Genomic DNA, 21,086 nt, shown 5'->3' with positions numbered 1-21,086 from the left:
CATGGAACCGATCGTACTGTTCAAGCAGGGCATGCTGCTGGTGGTGGTGTTGTCGGCACCGCCGCTGATTGTGGCGGTGATCGTCGGCGTGCTGACGTCGTTGGTGCAAGCGCTGATGCAGATACAGGATCAGACCCTGCCCTTTGGCATCAAGCTGGTTGCGGTGGGCATCACGCTGATATTGACGGGGCGCTGGATTGGCGTGGAGCTGATTCAACTGATCAACCTGATGTTCGACATGATCGCTCGCTCGGCACTGAACTGAGGGCATGCACGTGCTGCTTTATCTTGAATATCTACCCAGCCTGCTGGTAGCCATGGCGCGTATCTATCCCTGCGCGATCCTGGTGCCGGCGTTCTGTTTCCAGCATCTGCGCGGCATGCCCCGGCATGTGATCGTGATGGTCATGGCGTTCATTCCGGCTCCCGGCATCCATGCGGTACTGGCGGGCCAGGACTATTCGGCGCTGATGATCATCGGGCTGATGCTCAAGGAGGTCACCTTGGGCATTTTGCTCGGGGTTTTGCTGGCCATGCCTTTCTGGATGTTCGAGTCGGTTGGCGCGCTGCTGGATAACCAGCGTGGCGCCCTGGCGGGTGGCCAGCTCAACCCGTCATTGGGGCCGGATGCAACGCCCGTGGGGCATCTGTTCAAACAGCTGGTGATTTACTTGCTGATCGCCGTCCTGGGCTTGAGCGTGCTTACCCAAGTGATCTGGGACAGTTACCTGCTATGGCCGGCCACCGCTTGGGTGCCGCTGCCGGCAGTCAATGGTTTCAGTATTTTCCTGGGCCTGGTCGGCGATACCTTTACCCACATGATGCTCTACGCCGCGCCTTTCATTGCGGTGTTGATGTTTCTGGAGTTCGGCATCGCGCTGTTGGGGGTCTACAGCCAGCAGTTGCAGGTGAGCACGCTGGCGCCGCCGGTCAAATGCCTGGCGGGTATCGGGATTCTGTTGCTGTACTTTGCGTTGCTGCAGGACCTGATCGTCGGGCGCTTGAATGTGCTCGGCGATCTCAAACACTCACTCGGGCTGATGTTCCAGGTCTCGACGCCATGAGTGACTCCGGTGAAAAGAAGCACCCGGCCTCAGCCAAGAAACTGCGCGATCAACGCAAGAAAGGTCAGGTTTCCCAAAGCCAGGATGTCAGCAAGCTGCTGGCGTTGACGGCCATCAGCGAGGTTGCGCTGTTCACCGCCGAAACCAGTTTGCAGCGCTTTCAGCAACTGATGGTGTTGCCAATGTCGAGTATGGCTCAGCCGTTCACGCGGGCGCTGGAGACGGTGCTGTTTGAAGGCGCGATGATGTTTTTCGCGTTCGCCCTGTTGATGGCCGGATTGGCCATTGCCGCGAAGCTGATCAGCAGTTGGATGCAGTTCGGGTTCCTGTTTGCTCCCGAGACCTTGAAGCTCGATTTCAATCGGCTCAACCCCCTCAAGCAGCTCAAACAGATGTTTTCTGCGCAATCGGTCATGAATCTGTTGATGAGCATCACCAAGGCGGTGCTACTGGGCGTGATTTTGTACGTGGTGATCAAGCCGTCTTTGGGCGCGCTGATTAGCCTGGCCAGCAGTGACCTGCAAACGTACATCCTGGCGTTGATCGTTCTGTTCCGTCACTTGTTGCATGCCTGCCTGGGGCTTTTGCTGGTGCTGGCGCTGATCGACCTGGCGTTGCAAAAACACTTCTTCGCCAAGCGCATGCGCATGACCCAGGTCGAGGTCGTCAAAGAGTACAAAGACATGGAGGGTGACCCGCATGTGAAGGGGCAGCGCCGTTCGCTGGCCCAGCAGCTGGCCCAGGAGGAACCGAAGGTCAAGCTGCCCAAGCTGGAAGAGGCCGATATGCTGGTGGTCAACCCGACGCATTTTGCCGTGGCGCTGTATTACCGCCCGGGTGAGACGCCGCTGCCCATGCTGGTGTGCAAAGGCACGGACGATGCGGCGCGCGACTTGATCCAACAGGCCAAGGCCGCTGAGGTACCGGTGATTCAGTGCGTGTGGCTGGCGCGCACGCTCTACACGAACAAACTGGGCGCGAGCATCCCCCGCGACACCCTGCAGGCCGTGGCGCTGATCTATCGCACGTTGCGTGAGCTGGATGATGAGGCCAAGCGCGAAACCCTGGAGTTGCCGGCGCTGGAGGTGCGCTGATCAGCACACCGAACCTACGCGAAGCCAGGGCCAGGTGAGCCGCCGCGCTGCTCACCTGGCCCTGGCAACTGCCGGCGTTGATCGCTGAACACTCAGCGTTCCAGCGAAATTGTCTGGTAATCCGCGCGCTCTCCGGAAGGGCCGGGCTCGACGCGCATCTGCGGTGGCCACCAGATTACCAAGGTGTCTTTGGTCGATTGCGGGCGTGAGCAGGAGTCGCCTTTGCACGTGGGAGCGCAGCCGGCGATGAGCAGTACGGTGCCGATCAGGGTGATGCACAACAGGTGGCGTTTCATGGGGCGACCTTCTTCTGAGTGGGCGTGATCAAGGAAGGGCGGGGCACGCCGATGTGTTCATCCTTCACCACCGGGCGCATGGCGATAAAGACCTCGGCTTCTTCACCCGGTTTGAGCCAGGCACGTGGCCAGACCGTGACGGCCAGGGTCTGCGAATTGCTGCACTCCTTTTCGTCGATGCGCACGTTGCGCTTGATCTGATTGCGCACCACCACCACCGCCACATTGAACTGCGGGCCGGCATACCACTGGCTGCGCTCGGTGTTCATGGCCAGTAGATCGCGGGTGTTGCACAGGGTGTCCAGGCCCAATGGCATCGGTGCTGCCTTGAAGGCCAGGGGCACTTGCCCGGTCACCAGATTGGCCAGAGTGCTGGTGATGTCACTGCGCTTGATGACCGGCGGGTGTTCGGCGTAACGCCTGGCCAGGGGCTTGAGCGCGGCCTGCAACTCCACTTGATCTTCCTGCGGCAAATACCGTGAAGGGTCCGCCTGATCGCCGATGACGCGTGGCGTCAGGATGAACAAGCGTTCGCGGCGATTGTTCTGGCGTTCGCTGGAGGAAAACAGCGCCTTGCCCAGCAGCGGTATGTCGCCCAGCAAGGGAACCTTGTTGCGCTTGTCGGTGCTTTCGGTGACATGAAAACCACCGACCACCAGCGAGCGTTTTTCCGCCATCACCGCCTGGGTGCTGACATTGCCCCGGCGCACGTCGGGGCCGATGCGATCCGGGTTGGATTCATCGAAGTTGCCGTCCTCGATATCCACCATGAGGTGCACCTGATGAGTGCCACGGGTGGTAATCACCCTGGGGATCACTTGCAGGCTGGTACCGACGGTAATCGGCAGGATCGTCGCCACCTCCGTGCCTGCGGTCAGGTACTGGGTGCGGTTGAAGTCAATCACCGAGGGCTGGTTTTCCAGGGTAAGCACCGAGGGGTTGGACACCATGGTTGCCAGGCCGCGCTGCTCCAGGGCGCGTATCTTGGCAAAGAAGCGGTCACGGTTTTCGATCGACAGCTGCGATGAACTCCCAGGCGCCATTCTCATGTCGCTGCTGAAATGGCTGTTGCCCCAGTTGACCCCGAATTCGCGCAGTTGGGAGCGCTCTATGTCGAGGATGATTGCGTCGATTTCCACCATTTTGCGTGCCACATCGAGCTGGGTAATCAGCTCTCGGTACATGGCCTGCCGTTCCGGGAGGTCGTAGATCAGCACGGCGTTGTTGCGCACGTCGGCCTCTACGCGGATTTTGCCTGCCGACACCGGAGCGCGCGGGGTGAGCGTGGCGCCAGAGGCCAACTGGCCTGAGTCCGCTGTCTGGCCGAACATTTGCCCGAGCATGGGATTGCTCAACCGCGGAACGTTCGGCGTGATGGGCGAGGGCTGTGAGGAGGGGCGCGGGGAAAGCGTCGACAGGGATGACGTCGCCCGAGGCTCCAATAAGCCCCGCAGCATGCTGGCAACGCCAGGGACGACTATTTTTTCGCCGCGGTAATCGATCTGGCGATCTCCCGCGTTGGCGAATTTCAGCGGGTAGCTGAGCACGCTTTGTTTTTCGTCGGGTGACTTACGCTGGCTGCTGAATTGCTTGATCTGTTCGATGTAGCGCTTGGGGCCAGAGACCAGCACCACGCCGTCATCGGGCAATTCGCCCCAGCCGAAACGACTGTCGAGCAAGCCGATATCGGTCAAGGCCCGTTTGAGGTCGGCGACGGTCTCGGAAGAAACCTCCAGGCGCGCGGACTCTTGCAGTTCCAGGGTGCTGATATAGAGGGTGTTGTTGTACAAGTACCATTGAAAACGGTGTTCAACGCCCAGCCTGTCGAGTAACGACTGCGGGGTATTGGCGCGTATCTTGCCATTTACGATGCCCTCCAGCAGACCGTCGACTTGCAGTTGCGTGCCAAACGTTTGAGCAAAGTCCTCCAGCACATCCCGCAGGGGCTTATGCTCGGCTTCATAGGCGTAGGCGGTGTTTTTCCATTCGGAGGGAATGGCGGCGAGGGGGCTGTGCAGCGGCGCCAACAACAAGGGCAGCGCAAGCAAACAACGCCAGTGGGCGCGTTTTGCCAGAGCCGCGGGCGAGTTTAAACGCAAGCCGGTGTGCTTGTTGATCTTGCTATACATGACAGGTTCTCTGTTTCAGTGCGAAAGCGTCGTAATGAAGTGGGCCGGATTTGCGCCCAGCCGTTGTCAGGCGCGCGGTTGCGCCGCGCCAGGTGTCACGTTGGTTGAGAGGGACTTCAAGGGTTTGCAATCAAGTGGCAGGCATTGCACCCACCAGAGAGGGCGCGTGGCGTGAACCTGGGCAAGTGCTGACTTGCGGTTCAAGCCGCCGCCTATTCTGTTCACGACCGCCCAAGCCGTCAGTCAGCGTTTGCTGCCAGCCACTAAACGACATTGATGGCCGACTTAACCGTCTCGTGTTTGTAGCTGAGGTAGGTCGAACTCACGGCAAAGTTGTTAACCAGGGCGGACTTTTCCTCAATGAGTTGTTCGAAGAGCCGCGCGCTGTCTTCGCTTGCTTCGCTGTACGGAATGTCGGCGCTGATCTGGTCGAGGTTTTTTTCGGCTTGGGATTGCTGCCTGTAGAGACTGCTGAGTACGCGTGAGTCAGTATTCATGGCGTTATCTCCAGTGGGTGTGTATCCCTGTGTGGCGGCAGATTGCTCACCAGTTCCAACAACAGGCCTTGTGGTTAAAAAGAACAGCGTTTACCCAGCAAAGGTGTCACTTGATTTGGCCAAGGGTGGAATCGCCACCAGGTTGTCCAGGGCATGCGCCCAGTTGATATGAAACCCGCCATCTTCTGTCTCAAGCAGCAGCGACTGGGCGGCGATCCCGTCTTCGACCCGAAGCGTCCAGGGCACACTGCTGTGAAGGTTGAGCCATAGCTCGACGTGTTCACGGTCCTGCGGGTTGCACACCAGGTGCGCCTCAACGGTGGGCAGTTGCGCCTCCAGCAGTTTGTTGAGCAGTGTCGTGAGGCGTTGAACGGGCACAGTCTCCTCCAGCAGGGTTTGAATGGCCGCGTTGATGACTGAGCTGGCGACCTGCTCCAAACTCGCCAGCATTGCCTGGCGCTCTGACTCCCAGCGGTGCAGCTGGGCATTGGCGCGTTGCCAGAACTCATCGCTGGCACGTTCGAGTATCTTTTCGCATTGGGCCTGGGCCTGGCTGATGCGCGTCTGCGCTTGAGTTTCTGCGTGTTCCAACAGCTGACGGGCCTGGGTGTAGTCAGACAGCATTTCCCTGGGGATCAGGGCCGTGGGCAGTGCGTGGGCGGGGGTGTTCAGCTCAATCGTGTGGGCGCAAAACATAGTCGGGTTTCTCGCGAGGGGCGGGCGGCGCGTCATCGACAGCGGTGGAGGTTGCGCGCCAGATCGTGGCTTTCCACAGGGTATCCAGCCGGCCGTGCGTGTCCGCCAGGCGAGGATGCTGCTCCAACGCCAGCACCCTTGGGCGGGCAAAATTCAGGCGTAGCCGCTGCCAGACATTGGGAGCGACCCACGCGCGCAGGTAGTGCAATGGGTCGTCGACGTTCACCGGTGCTGAGCCCGTGGGCAGTGCCTTGGCCAGGCGCTGGCACCACAGCAGCTGCTCTTGATTCAACCGGTTGTCGTGGGGCGCGTTGTACACCTCATTCACCAGTGTCAGTGCGAGGTCGCGTTGTTGTGCGCTGCTCAACACCCATTGGAGGAGGGCTGGAGACGCGGGAGGCGCGAGCTCGGGCGCGATGCCGAACAGGCTGCTCACGCGGCGATGATAGGCGCGTGAAAGCGCTGCGGTTTCCACAAACCCCGTTTGCGTGAGCCAGTCAATGTGGGCGTTTTTCCATGGGAACGCCCACCATTTTACCCAGTTGAGGTCGTCACTCATGGGCGTGTGCCGGCGCGGTTTCCGAGGTGGGTGTGAAGACTTTCCTGCGGCGCCAGAACAGCCAGGCGATGCCTCCTGACAGAGCGATGATCAGCGGCGCAATCAGGCTGGCGCGCCAGAAACCAAGGTCTTGCTCGGGCACCAGAAAAGGGCCGAGGTAGGTCAGCTGTTGCTGCTCGGTGTAGGCGGTGGCCGGTACAAAAATGACGGTCAGTTTTGTCGTGTTGTCTATGGCCGAGGCCATGCCGGGGATGCTGCTGGCCACCAGTCTGCGCACGCGTGGATTGATATTGTCCGGGTCCAGTCGCGGGTCGTGCTTGATGAAGACCGAGGCGGAGGCCGGCTGTACCGGCTCGCCTGGCGCGACGCGCTCAGGCAGTACCACATGCACACGCGCGACGATCACACCGTCTATGTTGGACAAGGTCGATTCCAGCTCCTGGGACAGCGCGTAGATGTAGCGTGCGCGCTCTTCCAGCGGGGTGGAGATGACGCCTTCCTTGCGAAAGATATCCCCCAGCGTCGACCGTGCCGTTTTGGGCAGCCCCGCCGCGTCCAGGGTACGCACAGCTCGGCTGATGTCACTGGCCTTGACCCGAACAGCGACACCGTCTTTGCCTGGCACCTTCTGGGCCCGGATTTGCTTGTCTGCCAGCTCCGCGATGACTTCGTTGGCTTCCTGCTCAGAAATATTGCGATGAAGCTCTACGCTGTCACCACAACCGGACAGCATCAACGCTAATGAAAACAAGAATGGGGCGGTTAGGCGGCGGTACATGCAGCTATCCCATGCTTGAAATTTTGTCGACGCCTTTCGCGACGGCGCCGATGACCTTGACGCGTGACATCACGTCGATATGCGCTTCGGCGAGCGACTGGGGGAACTCGTTCGCGTCCTTGGTCTTTTTGTTCAGGCTCGCGTCACGAAAGCCTTTGGATACGCGTCTGGATAAAGTGTCCGACGCTGTCGCGCTCCACGCCTGAGCGGGGGACGCCACCGCAGGCGCGATGCCTTTCACGGGCGACTCGGTCTGGCTGAGTTGGGCGTTGAAAAAGTTGATGTCAGACGCCCGGTTGATCGCGCCAGGCGCCTCGGCTTGAGAGAGGATGCTGCTGTTTTCCGGTTGCCCTGGGGTGGTGATGTACATGTGAACCTCCATCGAACGTATCGAGTGTTACGTGCCTCGTGACGATGAAAAACCTCCTCGACCGGGGCAGAGGAGGTCAGTCTGACTTACGCGAATCGCAAAGACTTAATGCGACCCGCTTTCGCGGTAGTCAGTTCTTGTTCAGCAGTCTTCTTGGCCTCTTCGACGACTTTCCTTTCTTTATCTGCGTTGATTGCGTCCAGTTGCGCCTGGTTACCCGCGCTGGAACCACCAATACCTGAGATTGAGGACATAGATCACCTTCTTGATTTCAAATGAAGTCTGATAGCGAGTGTTAGCTACCGTCACGTGTTGAGTGGCTGTGAAGTCACCCACTTATAAGTGGTGGAGGGAAATAAAGCGTTCCAGTATTTATATGTTTAAAATTATTTCTAGTGCGATTTTTTGTGAAGTCATTGTTGTGATGCTTAATTGTGCACATGCGCTAAAGTGCTCAGGCAGGTGCGAATGGCTAAGTTCTGCCGCAATGTGCCAGTTACACTGCTCGGTTATAAGTCGAGTTGTTTAATTCGGTGGTAGAGCGTGCGTTTGGCGACGCCTAATTCAATTGCGGTGATATCCACGCAATGATCATTGCGGCGCAACGACTCTTCAATCAGTGCTTTTTCGATTTGTTGCAGGCGTTCCTTCAGGCTCAGTTCGCCATCGTGCGGGTTGCTCATGGGCGTGGGGAGCGGTGGCAGGCCCAGCACGAACCGCTTGGCGGACGAACGTAATTCGCGAATATTGCCCAGCCAGGCGTGGCACAGCAGTTGTTGCAACAGCTGGCCGGGAACCGTCGGAGCGGGGCATTTGAAGTGCTCGGCTTCTTCCCGGACCATCTTCATGAACAGCGGAATGATGCGTTCCCGCTGGTGCCGCAAGGCCGGAAGCTCGAGGCTGACGACATTCAGGCGAAAGTACAGGTCACGCCTGAAGGTGCCTGATTCGACCATGTGGTGCAGTGACTGCTGGGCCGAGGCAATGACGCGCATGTCCACCGGGATGAAGCGGGTTGAACCCAGCCGCTCCACGCCCCGCGACTCCAGCACCCGCAGCAGTTTGGCCTGCAGGCTCAATGGCATGCTGTCGACCTCATCGAGGTACAAGGTGCCCAGGTGAGCCGCCTCGACAAAGCCGGCCCGCGATTGCATGGCCCCGGTAAAGGCGCCACTGTTGACCCCGAACAATTGGCTCTCCGCGAGGCTTTCCGGGATAGCGGCGCAGTTCACGGCAATGAAGTTACCGCGCCGCCCCGACAAGCGATGGACCCGTTGGGCCAAGGTGTCTTTCCCTGTGCCGGTTTCCCCTAATAGCAGAATGTCGATATTGAGTGACGCTGTGCTGTTAAGGGTGTTTTCAATACCTGAGGTGTCACTGATTGAGATGTCTGTTTCAACTTCCCTATGGTAGGCATCCGACATCAAGTAAGTGCTCCATTATCACTGTGCATCATTCAGGCAACGGTCGACAGGCAAAGGCCAGCAGGTCGCAAATTATAGTTTTTTTATTGTTGTTCTGAAGTAGGAACTTACGCGCAAGGCGTAGGAGAAATGAGATGGGTTTGGGGGTTATTTTGCTTGGGGGCGTAGTCAGTAAAATATTGAGGGTTAATAGGAGGAATCTTAAGTTTCGGAGTGTTCGGATGAACGTCCATAAGTAGTCGCCCACAAAAAAGCCGATGCAGTGCATCGGCCTTTTGTTTGCGGCAATGACCGCAAGGTTTACTTATACGTTGAAACGGAAGTGCATGACGTCGCCATCTTTGACGATGTATTCCTTGCCTTCAAGGCGCCACTTACCGGCTTCCTTGGTGCCGGCTTCACCCTTGTACTGGATGAAGTCGTTGTAGGCGATGACTTCGGCGCGGATGAAGCCTTTTTCGAAGTCGGTGTGGATCACGCCGGCAGCCTGTGGCGCGGTGGCGCCGACTTTGACGGTCCAGGCGCGGACTTCTTCGACACCGGCGGTGAAGTAAGTCTGCAGGTGCAGCATTTCGTAGCCGGCGCGGATCACACGGTTCAAGCCAGGCTCTTCCAGGCCCAGCGCCTCGAGGAACATGTCTTTTTCTTCGCCGTCATCCAGCTCGGCGATTTCGGCTTCGATCTTGTTGCACACCGGCACCACGATCGCGCCTTCTTCCTCGGCGATGGCCTTGACCACGTCGAGCAATGGGTTGTTCTCAAAGCCGTCTTCAGCGACGTTGGCGATGTACATCACCGGCTTGGTGGTCAGCAGGTGGAAGCCTTTGATCACTGCTTTTTCATCGGCATTCATGCTCTTCATCAGGCTGCGCGCTGGCTTGCCCAGGGTGAAGTGAGCGATCAATTGCTCCAGCAGGCCTTTCTGGACCACGGCATCCTTGTCGCCGCCCTTGGCGTTACGCGCGACTTTCTGCAGTTGTTTCTCGCAGCTGTCGAGGTCGGCGAAGATCAGTTCCAGGTCGATGATCTCGATGTCGCGTTTCGGGTCGACGCTGTTGGAGACGTGAATCACGTTCTCGTCTTCAAAGCAGCGGACCACGTGGGCGATGGCATCGGTTTCACGGATGTTGGCCAGGAACTTGTTGCCCAGGCCTTCACCTTTCGACGCGCCGGCCACCAGGCCTGCGATGTCGACGAATTCCATGGTGGTCGGCAGGATGCGCTTTGGATTGACGATAGCCGCCAGCTCCTGCAAGCGCGGGTCCGGCATGGCCACGATACCGCTGTTGGGTTCGATGGTGCAGAAGGGGAAGTTCTCCGCCGCAATACCGGACTTGGTCAAGGCGTTGAACAGGGTGGATTTGCCGACGTTGGGCAGGCCGACGATGCCGCAATTGAATCCCATGGTGTTTCCCCTCGGTAAGAGTCAGGCCTTCTGGCTGTGCAGGTTTTTCATCGCACGGTTCCATTCACCGGCGAAGATATCCGGCAGCACGCCGAGGGCAAAGTCGATGCTGGCATCGAGTTTTTCCTGTTCGGCGCGTGGCGCACGACCCAGGACGAAATTTGAAACCATACTGGCAACGCCTGGGTGGCCAATGCCGAGCCGCAGACGGTAAAAATTATTCTGATTGCCCAGCTGCGCGATGATGTCGCGCAGGCCATTGTGCCCGCCATGCCCGCCGCCCAACTTGAGTTTGGCAACGCCGGGTGGCAGGTCCAGTTCGTCATGGGCCACCAGGATTTCTTCGGGTTTGATCCGGAAGAAGCCCGCAAGCGCCGCGACGGCTTGGCCGCTGCGGTTCATGTAGGTGGTGGGAATCAGCAGACGAACATCCTGACCTTGATGCGAAAAGCGTCCGGTCAGGCCAAAATATTTGCGATCGGCCACAAGGTTTACGCCTTGGGCGTGGGCGATACGCTCAACAAAAAGGGCCCCCGCGTTATGCCGGGTCTGTTCGTATTCGGCGCCTGGATTTCCCAGGCCAACGATCAGTTTAATGGCAGTCACGACAGGGGCCCTTCCTTTGGAGTTGTGGATAACATCGCCGCAACCTGCGTGCGGCGAAAGTGGACGACAAGAGATCATTTACTCAAGAGTAAACGCCGCGTTATCGCCCGCTTTCTCGCTACGTTTCGGTCCGCGATGTTTCCTCAAGCTCCGGCAATACAGAGTGAATTACTCTGCAGCGCCTTCTTCTTCAGCTTCTGGAGCAACGCGTGGAGCGTGAACGTTGGCAACAGCTTTGTCATCACCGTGAGCCAGTGCGACAAATTCAACGCCTTTAGGGGCCTTGAGGTCGGACAGGTGAACGATGGCGCCGATTTCCAGAGCCGACAGGTCGACTTCGATGAACTCAGGCAGGTCTTTCGGCAGGCAGGTCACTTCGATTTCGTTCAGGACGTGCGAGATCTCGCCGCCTTTCTTGACCGGAGCTTCTTCGCCAACGAAGTGCACTGGAACGATAGCGGTCAGTTTCTGACCGGCTACAACGCGTACAAAGTCAGCGTGCAGCACGTGGCCTTTGGCCGGGTGACGTTGCAGAGCTTTGATGATCACGTTTTGCTTGGTGCCGCCAACGTTCAGTTCGATAACGTGGCTGTAAGCAGCATCGTTTTCGAGCAGTTTGGCGATTTCTTTAGCCAGCATGCTGATGGATTCAGGGGCTTTTTCGCCACCGTAAACTACAGCTGGAACCAGGCTTGCGAGACGACGCAGGCGGCGGCTCGCACCTTTCCCCAGGTCGGAACGCAGTTCAGCATTCAAAGTAAAATCGTTCATGTTGTATCTCCAAAATAACCACATTCGCCCCAGCGTTTGCGACCAGCGCTAAAGGCGATATGGGCAAAAAAGCCCCGCCCCAACAGTCTGCTGGGGCGGGGCGCTTTTCGTCAGGTTGATGTCGCTAAGGTGTGAACCTTAACGGAACATCGCGCTGATCGATTCTTCGTTGCTGATGCGGCGAACCGCCTCGGCAACTACCGGTGCGATATCCAGTTGACGGATACGCGAACAGGCTTGAGCTGCTGCGGACAACGGGATGGTGTTAGTCACCACCAGTTCGTCCAGCATGGAGTTCTCGATGTTCTCGATCGCTCGGCCCGACAGCACAGGGTGTGTGCAGTAGGCGAAGACTTTTGCGGCACCGTGCTCTTTCAGGGCTTTCGCCGCGTGGCACAGTGTGCCGGCGGTGTCGACCATGTCATCAACCAGAATACAGGTACGCCCTTCGACATCACCGATGATATGCATCACTTCAGAGTGATTGGCTTTTTCACGGCGTTTGTCGATGATCCCGAGGTCAACGCCCAGGGATTTGGCAACGGCCCGTGCACGCACGACGCCACCAATGTCCGGGGACACGATCATCAGGTTTTCAAAGCGCTGGTCTTCGATGTCATCCACCAATACTGGGGAGCCGTAGATGTTATCTACCGGGATATCGAAGAACCCCTGAATTTGGTCAGCGTGCAGGTCAACCGTGAGAACACGGTCGATGCCTACCACGGTCAGCATGTCAGCAACGACTTTCGCGCTGATAGCCACACGTGCGGAACGCGGACGGCGATCCTGACGGGCATAACCAAAGTAAGGGATTACAGCTGTGATTCGAGTCGCTGAGGAGCGGCGGAAGGCATCAGCCATCACGACGAGTTCCATCAGGTTATCGTTGGTCGGAGCGCAGGTCGGCTGAATAATGAAGACATCTTTACCGCGGACGTTTTCATTGATCTCGGCTGTAATTTCGCCGTCGGAGAACTTACCGACAGAGATGTCACCGAGAGGGATATGCAGCTGACGTACGACACGTCGAGCCAGATCGGGGTTGGCATTCCCCGTAAAGACCATCATCTTGGACACGCGCAGTACCTAGAGGCTGAGGGTAACCTGGATGAGTATTAGAAAATGGCAGGGGCGGCTGGATTCGAACCAACGCATGGCAGGATCAAAACCTGCTGCCTTACCGCTTGGCGACGCCCCTGTATCTGTTGCAACGAGTACCCAGTACTCGGTTCCTTTAGAGCAGACTTTGCAGCTTGCGATGCAACATCGAAACGTTGCTTCCCTTTGCTACAAACCCTGTAAGGGTCTCTGTAAGAAGGGCCGAGACTTTATCAGCTTCAGCTTTGCTTGGGAAGCCCCCAAACACACAACTTCCAGTTCCGGTTAATTTTGCTTCGGTAAATTTACCTAACAAATTCAAAGCGTTACGTACCTCTGGATAACGCCTTGCTACAACCGGTAAGCAGTCATTTCGACTGTTTCCCTTGGGAACGGGGCGCACTTTAATGGGAGGAGAGTTACGTGTCAACAGTGGATCTGAAAAAATTTCTGCTGTACTTACAGATACTTGCGGAACAAGCACGACATACCACGGCTCTTCGGGGTATTCCGGGGTGAGTTTCTCACCCACGCCCTCGGCAAAAGCGGCGTGCCCACGCACGAAAACCGGGACGTCAGCGCCCAGCGTCAGGCCCAGCGTAGCCAGGCGATCGTGGTCCCAACCCAGTTGCCACAAGTGATTGAGGCCGAGCAACGTCGTCGCGGCATTTGAGCTGCCACCACCAATGCCGCCACCCATAGGCAAAATTTTATCGATCCAGATGTCGATGCCCTGGGGGCAACCGGATTGTTCCTGAAGTTTTTTTGCGGCCTTCACAATCAGGTTGCTGTCGTGGGGCACGCCTTCGAATTCGGTGTGCAACTGAATCACGCCATCATCGCGCACGGCGAAGGTCAGTTCGTCGCCGTAGTCCAGAAATTGAAACAGCGTCTGCAGCTCGTGGTAGCCGTCTTCACGGCGACCCAGAATGTGCAGCATCAAATTGAGTTTGGCGGGGGAGGGCAGCGTCAGCGTTGTAACAGTCACGTTTATTGCCCCAGCTTGCGCGGTTGCCAGTCCTTGATCACCAGCGTGACATCAAGGTCGGTGCCATGCAGCTTGATGCGCTCGGGCAGCCAGTAACCGCTTTGTTGCACGTAGCTGAGGTACTCCACCTGCCAGCCATCCTGTTCCAGCGTGGCCAGCCGACTGTCGCCATTGAGGCTCAGGCGACTTTTGCTGTCCGGCGCGGGCAAACCGCGAATCCACCACACCAGGTGCGAAACGGGCAGCTTCCAGCCCATTTGCTGCTCCAGCAATTCTTCCGGCGACGCCGCTTCGTAGCGTCCCTGGTTGGCCACTTCCAGGCTGACTTGCCCCGGGCGTCCCGTCAGGCGAGCTGCGCCGCGGCCCAGTGGGCCGGACAGGCGAATGTCGTAATAGTCCTGGCGCTGCAGCCAGAACAACGTGCCGCTGCCGGAATCTTTTGGCGCGCGAACCCCGACCTTGCCTTCGATCTGCCAGCCATCAATGCTGCTGAGCTGATCCTTGTGTTGTTTCCATTGCGCCGGGTTGCCCTGGCCTTCAACGGATTCGCGGGCGCCGAAACCCGCGCAACCGGCGAGCAGGGCGATGAAGCTGAAAACAATGACGTGGCGCAAGAACATAAGCTTAAAGGGTCTCGGATCCGGTCAGGCGCTTGATGGTGCCGCGCAGGATAGGGCTTTCGGGTTGTTCCTTGAGGAATTTTTCCCAGATTTGTCGCGCTTCGCGCTGCTTGCCATTGGCCCACAGCACTTCGCCAAGGTGGGCGGCCACTTCCTGGTCAGGGAAGCGTTCCAGTGCCTGGCGCAGCAAACGTTCGGCTTCGTCCAGGTTGCCCAGGCGGTAATTGACCCAGCCCAGGCTGTCGAGCACGGCCGGGTCTTCCGGGTTGAGCTTGTGGGCTTGCTCGATCAGCACCTTGGCTTCGGCGTAGCGCGTCGTACGGTCGGACAAGGTGTAACCCAGGGCGTTCAGCGCCATGGCGTTGTCCGGGTCACGCTTGATGATCAGGCGCAGGTCTTTTTCCATCTGCGCCAGGTCATTGCGTTTTTCCGCCTGCATGGCGCGGGTGTACAGCAGATTCAAATCGTCGGGGTATTGCAACAAGGCTTGTTGCAGCAATTTCCAGGCGCGTTCGCCCTGCTTGTTGGCCGACAAGGTTTCGGCCTGGATCAGGTACAGCTGGATCGCGTAGTCCGGTTCGGCATCGCGCGCTGCGGCCAGGCGTTTTTCCGCCTCGTCGGTGCGGCCGTTGCTCATCAGGATGTCAGCCTGGCGCAATTGGGCCGGCAGGTAGTCGTTGCCAGGGCCGACCTGAGCGTACTCAAGCAGGGCCGCCTGCGGGTCGTTGCGCTCTTCAGCGATACGGCCGAGGTTCAGGTGCGCCGAGTCCACATGGCTTTCGCGTTGGATCAGCTCTTCCAGATAGCCCTTGGCCTCGTCCCAGGCCTTGGCTTCCAGGCATACCAGGGCCAGGGAGTAGCGCAATTCATCGTCGTCCGGGTATTGCTGGACCAGATTGGCGAACTGCACCTTGGCGTCTTCCATGCGGTCCTGCTCAACCAGCGTGCGCGCATAGGTCAGGCGCAAGCGCTTGTCGTCCGGATACTTCTTGATGCTCTTTTCCAGCAGAGGAATCGCTTCCTTGCCGCGATTGAGGTTCTGCAGCAAGCGCGCACGCAGCAAAATCGGTGCGATCTCGCCGTCTTCCGGCGGGTTCTGCTCCAGCAGCTTGAGTGCGGCGTCGGCTTCATCATCCTGTTGCAGCAGCAACGCCTTGCCGAAAATCAGCTGGCTGTTCTTTGGGTGTTTTTGCAGCAGGCGGTCGAAACTCTTCATCAGGCCATTGCGCGTGTCCTGGTCGGTGTCGGCAGCCGACAGCGCGAGGAAGTCGAAATGCGTGTCGCCCTTGCCCAGCAGGACTTTCTCCATATAGACCATGGAGTCGTCATAGCGCCCCGCGCGCGCCAGTTGAATGGCCGCGGCCCGCTGCGCTTCCAGGTCGTCCGGTGCGTTTCTCGCCCAGATCAGCGAGGTGTCCAGCGCAGCCTGGTCAGCGCCCAGGTATTCGGCGATGCGAAACGCGCGCTCCGAAATGCCCGGATCCTGGGTGTTGATGGCCTGGGTCACGTAGTTATCCAGGGCAATATCGAAACGATTGCGCTGGCCGGCGAGTTCCGCGGTCAGCAGGCTGTAGATCGTTTCTTCATTGAACGAGGAATAAACCTTGGGCTTTTCAGGGGCGGGGGTGCTGTCTTCAACCGGCGGCGTACCGTCCGGCGACACGGGTGCCAAGGTCTGGCAGCCGCTGAGGAAGACAAAAGCAAGGAGCAACGCGGAAGATCTATTCATATAGGAAGAGGACGACTAACCTGCGGTCGGATCATCATGACACAAGCCTTCGGCCAAACATAACCGAGTCTCAGTTGGCGCCTTTATAGGCATAAGCTACTAGGACAATAGACGACGGTGGTTGTTCTGGATCTTTCGAAGTAGGACAATTGTCGGCTTCCCGACATCATCAGCGATATTGAATGGCCTTCCTCGCACTCGGTATTAACCACAAGACTGCTTCCGTAGACGTGCGCGAGCGCGTGGCGTTTACGCCCGAGCAGTTGGTTGAGGCCTTGCAGCAGCTCTGCCGGCTCACCGACAGCCGCGAAGCTGCGATCCTTTCGACCTGCAATCGCAGTGAGCTTTATATAGAGCAGGAACATCTTTCAGCGGATGGGGTGCTGCGCTGGCTGGCCGATTATCACCATTTGAGCCTCGATGACCTGCGCGCCAGTGCGTATGTGCACGAAGAGGATGCGGCAGTTCGTCACATGATGCGCGTCGCCTCAGGGCTCGACTCGCTGGTGTTGGGCGAACCGCAGATCCTTGGCCAGATGAAATCCGCCTATGCCGTGGCCCGCGAGGCCGGCACCGTGGGGCCACTGCTGGGGCGGCTGTTCCAGGCCACTTTCAACTCGGCCAAGCAGGTGCGCACCGACACTGCCATCGGTGAAAACCCGGTGTCCGTAGCGTTTGCCGCCGTCAGCCTGGCCAAACAGATTTTCAGCGACTTGCAGCGCAGCCAGGCCTTGCTGATCGGCGCCGGTGAAACCATCACCCTGGTGGCGCGCCATCTGCACGACCTGGGTGTGAAGCGCATTGTGGTCGCCAACCGAACCCTGGAACGCGCGAGCATTCTTGCCGAGCAGTTTGGCGCCCACGCCGTGCTGCTGTCGGATATCCCGGCTGAACTGGTGCGCAGCGATATCGTCATCAGCTCCACCGCCAGCCAGTTGCCGATTCTTGGCAAAGGCGCGGTCGAGAGCGCGCTGAAGCTGCGCAAGCACAAACCGATCTTCATGGTGGATATCGCCGTTCCTCGCGACATCGAGCCGGAAGTCGGCGAGTTGGACGACGTTTACCTCTACAGCGTCGACGATCTGCACGAAGTGGTTGCCGAAAACCTCAAGAGTCGCCAGGGCGCTGCCCAGGCCGCCGAGGAAATGGTCAGCACCGGCGCCGAAGACTTCATGGTGCGCCTGCGCGAACTGGCGGCGGTCGACGTGCTCAAGGCGTATCGTCAGCAGGGCGAACGCCTGCGTGACGAGGAATTGATCAAGGCCCAGCGTCTGCTGGCCAACGGCAGCAGCGCCGAAGAGGTGCTGATGCAACTGGCGCGTGGCCTGACCAACAAGTTGCTTCACGCCCCCAGCGTTCAGTTGAAAAAGCTTACCGCCGAAGGCCGCCTTGATGCGCTGGCCATGGCCCAGGAACTCTTTGCCCTCGGTGAGGGCGCGTCAGATAGCTCTTCGGATAAAAAACCGCAATGAAAGCGTCACTGCTCAATAAACTGGACGTGCTCCAGGACCGTTTCGAAGAACTGACCGCCTTGCTTGGCGATGGCGAGGTCATCTCCGATCAGACCAAGTTCCGTGCCTATTCCAAGGAATACGCCGAAGTTGAGCCAATTGTGGCCACCTACAAACACCTGATGAAAGTGCAGGCCGACCTCGAAGGCGCCCAGGCGCTGCTCAAGGACAGCGACCCGGACATGCGCGAAATGGCCGTGGAAGAAGTTCGCGAGGCCAAGGAAAAACTGGCCGAGCTGGAAGGCGACCTGCAGCGCATGCTGCTGCCCAAAGACCCCAACGACGGGCGCAACGTGTTCCTCGAAATCCGTGCCGGCACCGGTGGCGACGAGGCGGCGATCTTCTCTGGCGACCTGTTCCGCATGTACTCGCGCTACGCCGAGCGTCGTGGCTGGCGCGTCGAGATTCTGTCCGAGAACGAAGGCGAATACGGCGGCTATAAAGAAGTCATCGCCCGGGTTGAAGGCGATAACGTCTACGGCAAACTGAAATTCGAATCCGGCGCACACCGCGTGCAGCGGGTGCCGGCGACAGAATCCCAAGGCCGTATCCACACCTCGGCGTGCACCGTGGCCGTGTTGCCAGAGCCCGACGAGCAGGAAGCCATCGAGATCAATCCGGCGGACTTGCGTGTCGACACCTACCGCTCATCGGGCGCCGGTGGTCAGCACGTCAACAAGACCGACTCGGCGATCCGCATCACGCACTTGCCGTCGGGCATCGTGGTGGAGTGCCAGGAAGAACGTTCCCAGCACAAGAACCGTGCGCGGGCCATGTCCTGGCTGTCGGCCAAGCTCAACGACCAGCAGACCAGCGCCGCCGCTAACGCGATTGCCAGCGAGCGCAAGTTGCTGGTGGGTTCGGGCGACCGCTCCGAGCGCATCCGTACCTACAACTTTGCCCAGGGCCGGGTCACCGACCACCGGGTCAACCTCACGCTTTACTCCCTCGACGAGATTCTCGCCGGCGGTGTGGATGCAGTGATCGAACCGTTGCTCGCCGAATACCAGGCCGACCAATTGGCGGCGATAGGTGAATAAATGACCATCATTGCCAGCCTGCTGCGCGCCGCAGACCTGCCCGACTCGCCCACTGCGCGTCTGGATGTGGAGTTGTTGCTGGCCGCGGCCTTGGGTAAATCGCGCAGCTACCTGCACACCTGGCCGGAAAAAATCGTCAGCAGCGAACATGCGCTGACCTTTGCCGACTATTTGCAACGTCGTCGTGGCGGTGAGCCGGTGGCGTATATCCTCGGCCAGCAAGGCTTCTGGAAGCTGGACCTGGAGGTCGCGCCTCACACGCTGATCCCACGTCCGGAAACCGAGCTATTGGTGGAAGCCGCGCTGGAACTGTTGCCCGCCACGCCTGCCAAGGTTCTGGACCTGGGCACCGGCAGCGGCGCCATCGCCCTGGCCCTGGCCAGCGAACGTCCGGCCTGGCAGGTCACGGCGGTTGACCGCGTGCTCGAAGCCGTGGCCCTGGCTGAACGCAATCGCCAGCGCCTGCACCTGAAAAACGCCACAGTGTTGAACAGTCATTGGTTCAGCGCCCTGCAAGATCAAACCTTCGACCTGATCATCAGCAACCCGCCGTACATTGCCGATAACGATCCCCACCTGGTGGCCGGCGACGTGCGTTTTGAACCGGCCAGCGCGCTGGTGGCGGGGCATGATGGCCTGGATGACTTGCGGTTGATCATCGCCGAATCTCCCGCCCACTTGAATGCGGCTGGCTGGCTGTTACTCGAACATGGCTACGATCAGGCGGCGGCCGTGCGTGACCTGCTGCTTGGCGCAGGCTTCGAAGAGGTGCACAGCCGCCTTGACCTCGGTGGCCACGAACGCATTACCCTGGGGCGCCGGCCGTGCTGACCGACCAGGAGCTGTTGCGCTATAGCCGACAGATTCTGTTGCAACATGTCGACATCGACGGCCAATTGCGCCTGAAAAACGCCCGCGCGTTGATCGTCGGGCTGGGCGGGCTGGGCGCGCCGGTGGCGCTGTACCTGGCGGCAGCCGGTGTAGGCGAGCTGCACCTGGCGGACTTTGACACCGTCGACCTGACCAACCTGCAACGCCAGATCATCCACGACACCGAGAGTATCGGGCAGACCAAGGTCGATTCGGCCCTGCGTCGTCTCGCGGCGATCAACCCTGAAGTCAAACTGCTTGCTCACCGCACAGCGCTGGATGCCGATTCACTGGCCGCGGCGGTAGCGGCGGTGGACGTGGTGCTCGATTGCAGCGACAACTTCTCCACCCGTGAAGCGGTGAACGCGGCCTGTGTTGCCGCCGCCAAGCCATTGATCAGCGGCGCAGCGATTCGCCTGGAAGGGCAATTGTCGGTGTTCGACCCGCGTCGCGCCGACAGCCCGTGTTACCACTGTTTATATGGGCACGGCAGCGACACCGAACTGACCTGCAGCGAAGCCGGCGTCGTCGGTCCGTTGGTTGGCATGGTCGGCAGCCTGCAAGCACTGGAAGCCCTGAAATTGCTGGCCGGTTTCGGTGAGCCGCTGGTAGGCCGCTTGTTGCTGATTGATGCGTTGACCACACGTTTTCGCGAACTGCGCGTCAAGCGCGACCCCGGTTGCAGTGTCTGTGGGACGCAGCATGGTTAAGAGCGCGCCCATCGGTGTGTTCGATTCCGGCATCGGCGGCTTGACCGTGCTGGACGAAATTCAGCAGTTATTGCCCCATGAGTCGCTGCTGTACGTGGCTGATTGCGGGCATATCCCCTACGGCGAGAAAACCCCGGCATTCATTCTTGAGCGCTCCCGGCGTGTCGCCGAATTTTTCCGCGAGCAAGGCGCCAAGGCGTTTGTGATTGCCTGCAACACGGCGACCGTCGCCGCCGTTGCCGATTTGCGCCAGGACTACCCCGACTGGCCCCTGGTAGGCATGGAGCCCGCCGTCAAACCCGCCGCCGCCGCCACTCGCAGCGGCGTGGTGGGTGTACTCGCCACCACTGGCACCCTGCAAAGCGCCAAGTTCGCCGCTTTGCTCGATCGCTTCGCCACCGACGTGCGTGTGATCACCCAGCCGTGCCCGGGCCTGGTGGAGTTGATTGAAAGCGGCGACCTCGACAGCCCCGAGCTGCGCCAGATGTTGCGCGGCTATGTCGAACCGCTGCTCAGCGCTGGCTGCGACACGATTATTCTCGGCTGCACCCACTATCCCTTTCTCAAGCCGCTTCTGGCGCAGATGCTTGCCCCGAGCATCATCCTGATCGATACCGGCGCTGCCGTGGCGCGCCAGCTCAAGCGTTTGCTGGGCGAGCGTGACCTGCTGGCCAGCGGCAACCCTGAGCCGGCCCGGTTCTGGACGAGCGGTAATGTCGATCATTTAAGAAATATCCTACCTACACTATGGAAACATTCCGGAGTTGTGCGAAGCTTCGACGCGTGAAAAATTCGTGAAATACCGGGGTTAGACGCTGAACTTCTGGC

Annotated in this window: 24 protein-coding genes and 1 tRNA gene; 8 read left to right on the top strand and 17 right to left on the bottom strand. The window is 59.2% G+C overall.

Annotation, left to right across the window (positions count from 1 at the left end; translation table 11 throughout):
* Nucleotide 1: 1 nt before the first annotated feature.
* From sctS to sctU, 3 genes are read left to right on the top strand one after another with little or no spacing between them, the layout of a single operon-like run.
* Nucleotides 2–265: a type III secretion system export apparatus subunit SctS gene (sctS, locus tag L8K08_RS05945; protein ID WP_058411467.1), complete on the top strand. Its 264-nt coding sequence runs from the start codon at nucleotides 2–4 to the stop codon at nucleotides 263–265.
* Nucleotides 266–275: 10 nt separating this feature from the next.
* On the top strand, nucleotides 276–1,064 hold the full coding sequence (gene sctT / locus L8K08_RS05940; RefSeq protein ID WP_145165604.1) for a type III secretion system export apparatus subunit SctT: 789 nt from the start codon (nucleotides 276–278) through the stop codon (nucleotides 1,062–1,064).
* Nucleotides 1,061–2,158 (top strand): type III secretion system export apparatus subunit SctU, encoded by a 1,098-nt coding sequence (sctU, locus tag L8K08_RS05935; protein ID WP_242194896.1) that lies wholly within the window; start codon nucleotides 1,061–1,063, stop codon nucleotides 2,156–2,158. Before sctT ends, sctU begins: the two co-directional genes overlap by 4 nt.
* Before the next feature lie 92 nt (nucleotides 2,159–2,250).
* Here sctU and hrpT read toward each other — a convergent pair whose 3' ends face one another.
* The 17 genes from hrpT to L8K08_RS05850 form a co-directional block, all read right to left on the bottom strand.
* A complete protein-coding gene (gene hrpT / locus L8K08_RS05930; protein WP_119736448.1) occupies nucleotides 2,251–2,454 on the bottom strand; it encodes an HrpT family type III secretion system protein in 204 nt (67 codons plus the stop codon).
* Nucleotides 2,451–4,583, bottom strand: coding sequence for a type III secretion system outer membrane ring subunit SctC (gene sctC, locus L8K08_RS05925; RefSeq protein WP_242194893.1), 2,133 nt, complete (start codon nucleotides 4,581–4,583; stop codon nucleotides 2,451–2,453). Before sctC ends, hrpT begins: the two co-directional genes overlap by 4 nt.
* Nucleotides 4,584–4,846: 263 nt before the next feature.
* Nucleotides 4,847–5,080: a hypothetical protein gene (locus tag L8K08_RS05920; RefSeq protein WP_145165552.1), complete on the bottom strand. Its 234-nt coding sequence runs from the start codon at nucleotides 5,078–5,080 to the stop codon at nucleotides 4,847–4,849.
* A 90-nt stretch (nucleotides 5,081–5,170) separates the two neighbouring features.
* The gene (sctL, locus tag L8K08_RS05915; protein WP_145165554.1) at nucleotides 5,171–5,776 is read right to left on the bottom strand and encodes a type III secretion system stator protein SctL; all 606 of its coding nucleotides are present in this window, start codon (nucleotides 5,774–5,776) and stop codon (nucleotides 5,171–5,173) included.
* Nucleotides 5,754–6,335: a type III secretion protein gene (locus L8K08_RS05910; protein WP_242194890.1), complete on the bottom strand. Its 582-nt coding sequence runs from the start codon at nucleotides 6,333–6,335 to the stop codon at nucleotides 5,754–5,756. Before L8K08_RS05910 ends, sctL begins: the two co-directional genes overlap by 23 nt.
* The gene (gene sctJ / locus L8K08_RS05905) at nucleotides 6,328–7,113 is read right to left on the bottom strand and encodes a type III secretion inner membrane ring lipoprotein SctJ (protein ID WP_242194860.1); all 786 of its coding nucleotides are present in this window, start codon (nucleotides 7,111–7,113) and stop codon (nucleotides 6,328–6,330) included. Before sctJ ends, L8K08_RS05910 begins: the two co-directional genes overlap by 8 nt.
* A 4-nt stretch (nucleotides 7,114–7,117) precedes the next feature.
* A complete protein-coding gene (locus tag L8K08_RS05900; RefSeq protein ID WP_242194858.1) occupies nucleotides 7,118–7,483 on the bottom strand; it encodes a hypothetical protein in 366 nt (121 codons plus the stop codon).
* An 86-nt stretch (nucleotides 7,484–7,569) separates the two neighbouring features.
* Nucleotides 7,570–7,737 (bottom strand): hypothetical protein, encoded by a 168-nt coding sequence (locus L8K08_RS05895; protein WP_157986803.1) that lies wholly within the window; start codon nucleotides 7,735–7,737, stop codon nucleotides 7,570–7,572.
* A 255-nt stretch (nucleotides 7,738–7,992) separates the two neighbouring features.
* Nucleotides 7,993–8,907, bottom strand: a complete 915-nt coding sequence (locus L8K08_RS05890; RefSeq protein ID WP_242194855.1) for a sigma 54-interacting transcriptional regulator — start codon at nucleotides 8,905–8,907, stop codon at nucleotides 7,993–7,995.
* A 304-nt stretch (nucleotides 8,908–9,211) separates the two neighbouring features.
* Entirely contained in the window at nucleotides 9,212–10,312 is a 1,101-nt protein-coding gene (gene ychF, locus L8K08_RS05885) for a redox-regulated ATPase YchF (protein WP_101266309.1), read from the bottom strand.
* Nucleotides 10,313–10,333: 21 nt separating this feature from the next.
* On the bottom strand, nucleotides 10,334–10,918 hold the full coding sequence (gene pth / locus L8K08_RS05880; protein ID WP_010213318.1) for an aminoacyl-tRNA hydrolase: 585 nt from the start codon (nucleotides 10,916–10,918) through the stop codon (nucleotides 10,334–10,336).
* A 168-nt stretch (nucleotides 10,919–11,086) separates the two neighbouring features.
* Nucleotides 11,087–11,689 carry a 50S ribosomal protein L25/general stress protein Ctc gene (locus L8K08_RS05875; RefSeq protein WP_106578554.1) on the bottom strand — a complete coding sequence of 201 codons (603 nt, stop codon included), beginning with the start codon at nucleotides 11,687–11,689 and terminating at the stop codon, nucleotides 11,087–11,089.
* A gap of 138 nt (nucleotides 11,690–11,827) precedes the next feature.
* A complete protein-coding gene (locus tag L8K08_RS05870; protein WP_003208392.1) occupies nucleotides 11,828–12,769 on the bottom strand; it encodes a ribose-phosphate pyrophosphokinase in 942 nt (313 codons plus the stop codon).
* A 46-nt stretch (nucleotides 12,770–12,815) separates the two neighbouring features.
* Nucleotides 12,816–12,890 (bottom strand) — tRNA-Gln (locus L8K08_RS05865).
* A gap of 36 nt (nucleotides 12,891–12,926) precedes the next feature.
* Nucleotides 12,927–13,730: a 4-(cytidine 5'-diphospho)-2-C-methyl-D-erythritol kinase gene (gene ispE / locus L8K08_RS05860; RefSeq protein WP_242195080.1), complete on the bottom strand. Its 804-nt coding sequence runs from the start codon at nucleotides 13,728–13,730 to the stop codon at nucleotides 12,927–12,929.
* A gap of 50 nt (nucleotides 13,731–13,780) precedes the next feature.
* The gene (gene lolB / locus L8K08_RS05855) at nucleotides 13,781–14,398 is read right to left on the bottom strand and encodes a lipoprotein insertase outer membrane protein LolB (protein WP_242194853.1); all 618 of its coding nucleotides are present in this window, start codon (nucleotides 14,396–14,398) and stop codon (nucleotides 13,781–13,783) included.
* 4 nt (nucleotides 14,399–14,402) lie between these two features.
* Complete coding sequence (locus tag L8K08_RS05850; RefSeq protein ID WP_242194851.1) at nucleotides 14,403–16,127, bottom strand: tetratricopeptide repeat protein; 1,725 nt, start codon at nucleotides 16,125–16,127, stop codon at nucleotides 14,403–14,405.
* Between the two features lie 182 nt (nucleotides 16,128–16,309).
* Here L8K08_RS05850 and hemA point away from each other — a divergent pair, with 182 nt between their 5' ends.
* From hemA to murI, 5 genes are read left to right on the top strand one after another with little or no spacing between them, the layout of a single operon-like run.
* The gene (hemA, locus tag L8K08_RS05845; protein ID WP_106578558.1) at nucleotides 16,310–17,599 is read left to right on the top strand and encodes a glutamyl-tRNA reductase; all 1,290 of its coding nucleotides are present in this window, start codon (nucleotides 16,310–16,312) and stop codon (nucleotides 17,597–17,599) included.
* Nucleotides 17,596–18,678: a peptide chain release factor 1 gene (gene prfA / locus L8K08_RS05840; RefSeq protein WP_242194849.1), complete on the top strand. Its 1,083-nt coding sequence runs from the start codon at nucleotides 17,596–17,598 to the stop codon at nucleotides 18,676–18,678. Before hemA ends, prfA begins: the two co-directional genes overlap by 4 nt.
* On the top strand, nucleotides 18,679–19,509 hold the full coding sequence (gene prmC / locus L8K08_RS05835; protein ID WP_242194847.1) for a peptide chain release factor N(5)-glutamine methyltransferase: 831 nt from the start codon (nucleotides 18,679–18,681) through the stop codon (nucleotides 19,507–19,509).
* Nucleotides 19,503–20,258 carry a molybdopterin-synthase adenylyltransferase MoeB gene (locus L8K08_RS05830; RefSeq protein ID WP_242194845.1) on the top strand — a complete coding sequence of 252 codons (756 nt, stop codon included), beginning with the start codon at nucleotides 19,503–19,505 and terminating at the stop codon, nucleotides 20,256–20,258. The genes prmC and L8K08_RS05830 overlap by 7 nt, the downstream gene beginning before the upstream one ends.
* Nucleotides 20,251–21,045, top strand: coding sequence for a glutamate racemase (murI, locus tag L8K08_RS05825; RefSeq protein WP_242194843.1), 795 nt, complete (start codon nucleotides 20,251–20,253; stop codon nucleotides 21,043–21,045). The genes L8K08_RS05830 and murI overlap by 8 nt, the downstream gene beginning before the upstream one ends.
* The last annotated feature ends 41 nt before the right edge of the window (nucleotides 21,046–21,086 follow it).

Origin of the sequence: Pseudomonas sp. TREG-RG-20F-10-E-6-01, from assembly GCF_022662455.1 — a bacterium.
In the GTDB taxonomy this organism is placed as follows: Bacteria; Pseudomonadota; Gammaproteobacteria; order Pseudomonadales; family Pseudomonadaceae; genus Aquipseudomonas.
Note: the sequence above shows the minus strand (reverse complement) of the source record. Positions and strands in the feature narration are given on the sequence as shown.

Bases quoted from the DNA above. Each gene is read 5' to 3' on its own strand.
- sctS (WP_058411467.1), top strand. From the start codon at position 2: ATGGAACCGATCGTACTGTTCAAGCAGGGCATGCTGCTGGTGGTGGTG.
- sctU (WP_242194896.1), top strand. From the start codon at position 1,061: ATGAGTGACTCCGGTGAAAAGAAGCACCCGGCCTCAGCCAAGAAACTG.
- hrpT (WP_119736448.1), bottom strand. From the start codon at position 2,454: ATGAAACGCCACCTGTTGTGCATCACCCTGATCGGCACCGTACTGCTC.
- sctC (WP_242194893.1), bottom strand. From the start codon at position 4,583: ATGTATAGCAAGATCAACAAGCACACCGGCTTGCGTTTAAACTCGCCC.
- L8K08_RS05920 (WP_145165552.1), bottom strand. From the start codon at position 5,080: ATGAATACTGACTCACGCGTACTCAGCAGTCTCTACAGGCAGCAATCC.
- sctL (WP_145165554.1), bottom strand. From the start codon at position 5,776: ATGTTTTGCGCCCACACGATTGAGCTGAACACCCCCGCCCACGCACTG.
- L8K08_RS05910 (WP_242194890.1), bottom strand. From the start codon at position 6,335: ATGAGTGACGACCTCAACTGGGTAAAATGGTGGGCGTTCCCATGGAAA.
- sctJ (WP_242194860.1), bottom strand. From the start codon at position 7,113: ATGTACCGCCGCCTAACCGCCCCATTCTTGTTTTCATTAGCGTTGATG.
- L8K08_RS05900 (WP_242194858.1), bottom strand. From the start codon at position 7,483: ATGTACATCACCACCCCAGGGCAACCGGAAAACAGCAGCATCCTCTCT.
- L8K08_RS05895 (WP_157986803.1), bottom strand. From the start codon at position 7,737: ATGTCCTCAATCTCAGGTATTGGTGGTTCCAGCGCGGGTAACCAGGCG.
- L8K08_RS05890 (WP_242194855.1), bottom strand. From the start codon at position 8,907: ATGTCGGATGCCTACCATAGGGAAGTTGAAACAGACATCTCAATCAGT.
- ychF (WP_101266309.1), bottom strand. From the start codon at position 10,312: ATGGGATTCAATTGCGGCATCGTCGGCCTGCCCAACGTCGGCAAATCC.
- L8K08_RS05875 (WP_106578554.1), bottom strand. From the start codon at position 11,689: ATGAACGATTTTACTTTGAATGCTGAACTGCGTTCCGACCTGGGGAAA.
- ispE (WP_242195080.1), bottom strand. From the start codon at position 13,730: ATGCTGCACATTCTGGGTCGCCGTGAAGACGGCTACCACGAGCTGCAG.
- lolB (WP_242194853.1), bottom strand. From the start codon at position 14,398: ATGTTCTTGCGCCACGTCATTGTTTTCAGCTTCATCGCCCTGCTCGCC.
- L8K08_RS05850 (WP_242194851.1), bottom strand. From the start codon at position 16,127: ATGAATAGATCTTCCGCGTTGCTCCTTGCTTTTGTCTTCCTCAGCGGC.
- hemA (WP_106578558.1), top strand. From the start codon at position 16,310: ATGGCCTTCCTCGCACTCGGTATTAACCACAAGACTGCTTCCGTAGAC.
- prfA (WP_242194849.1), top strand. From the start codon at position 17,596: ATGAAAGCGTCACTGCTCAATAAACTGGACGTGCTCCAGGACCGTTTC.
- prmC (WP_242194847.1), top strand. From the start codon at position 18,679: ATGACCATCATTGCCAGCCTGCTGCGCGCCGCAGACCTGCCCGACTCG.
- murI (WP_242194843.1), top strand. From the start codon at position 20,251: ATGGTTAAGAGCGCGCCCATCGGTGTGTTCGATTCCGGCATCGGCGGC.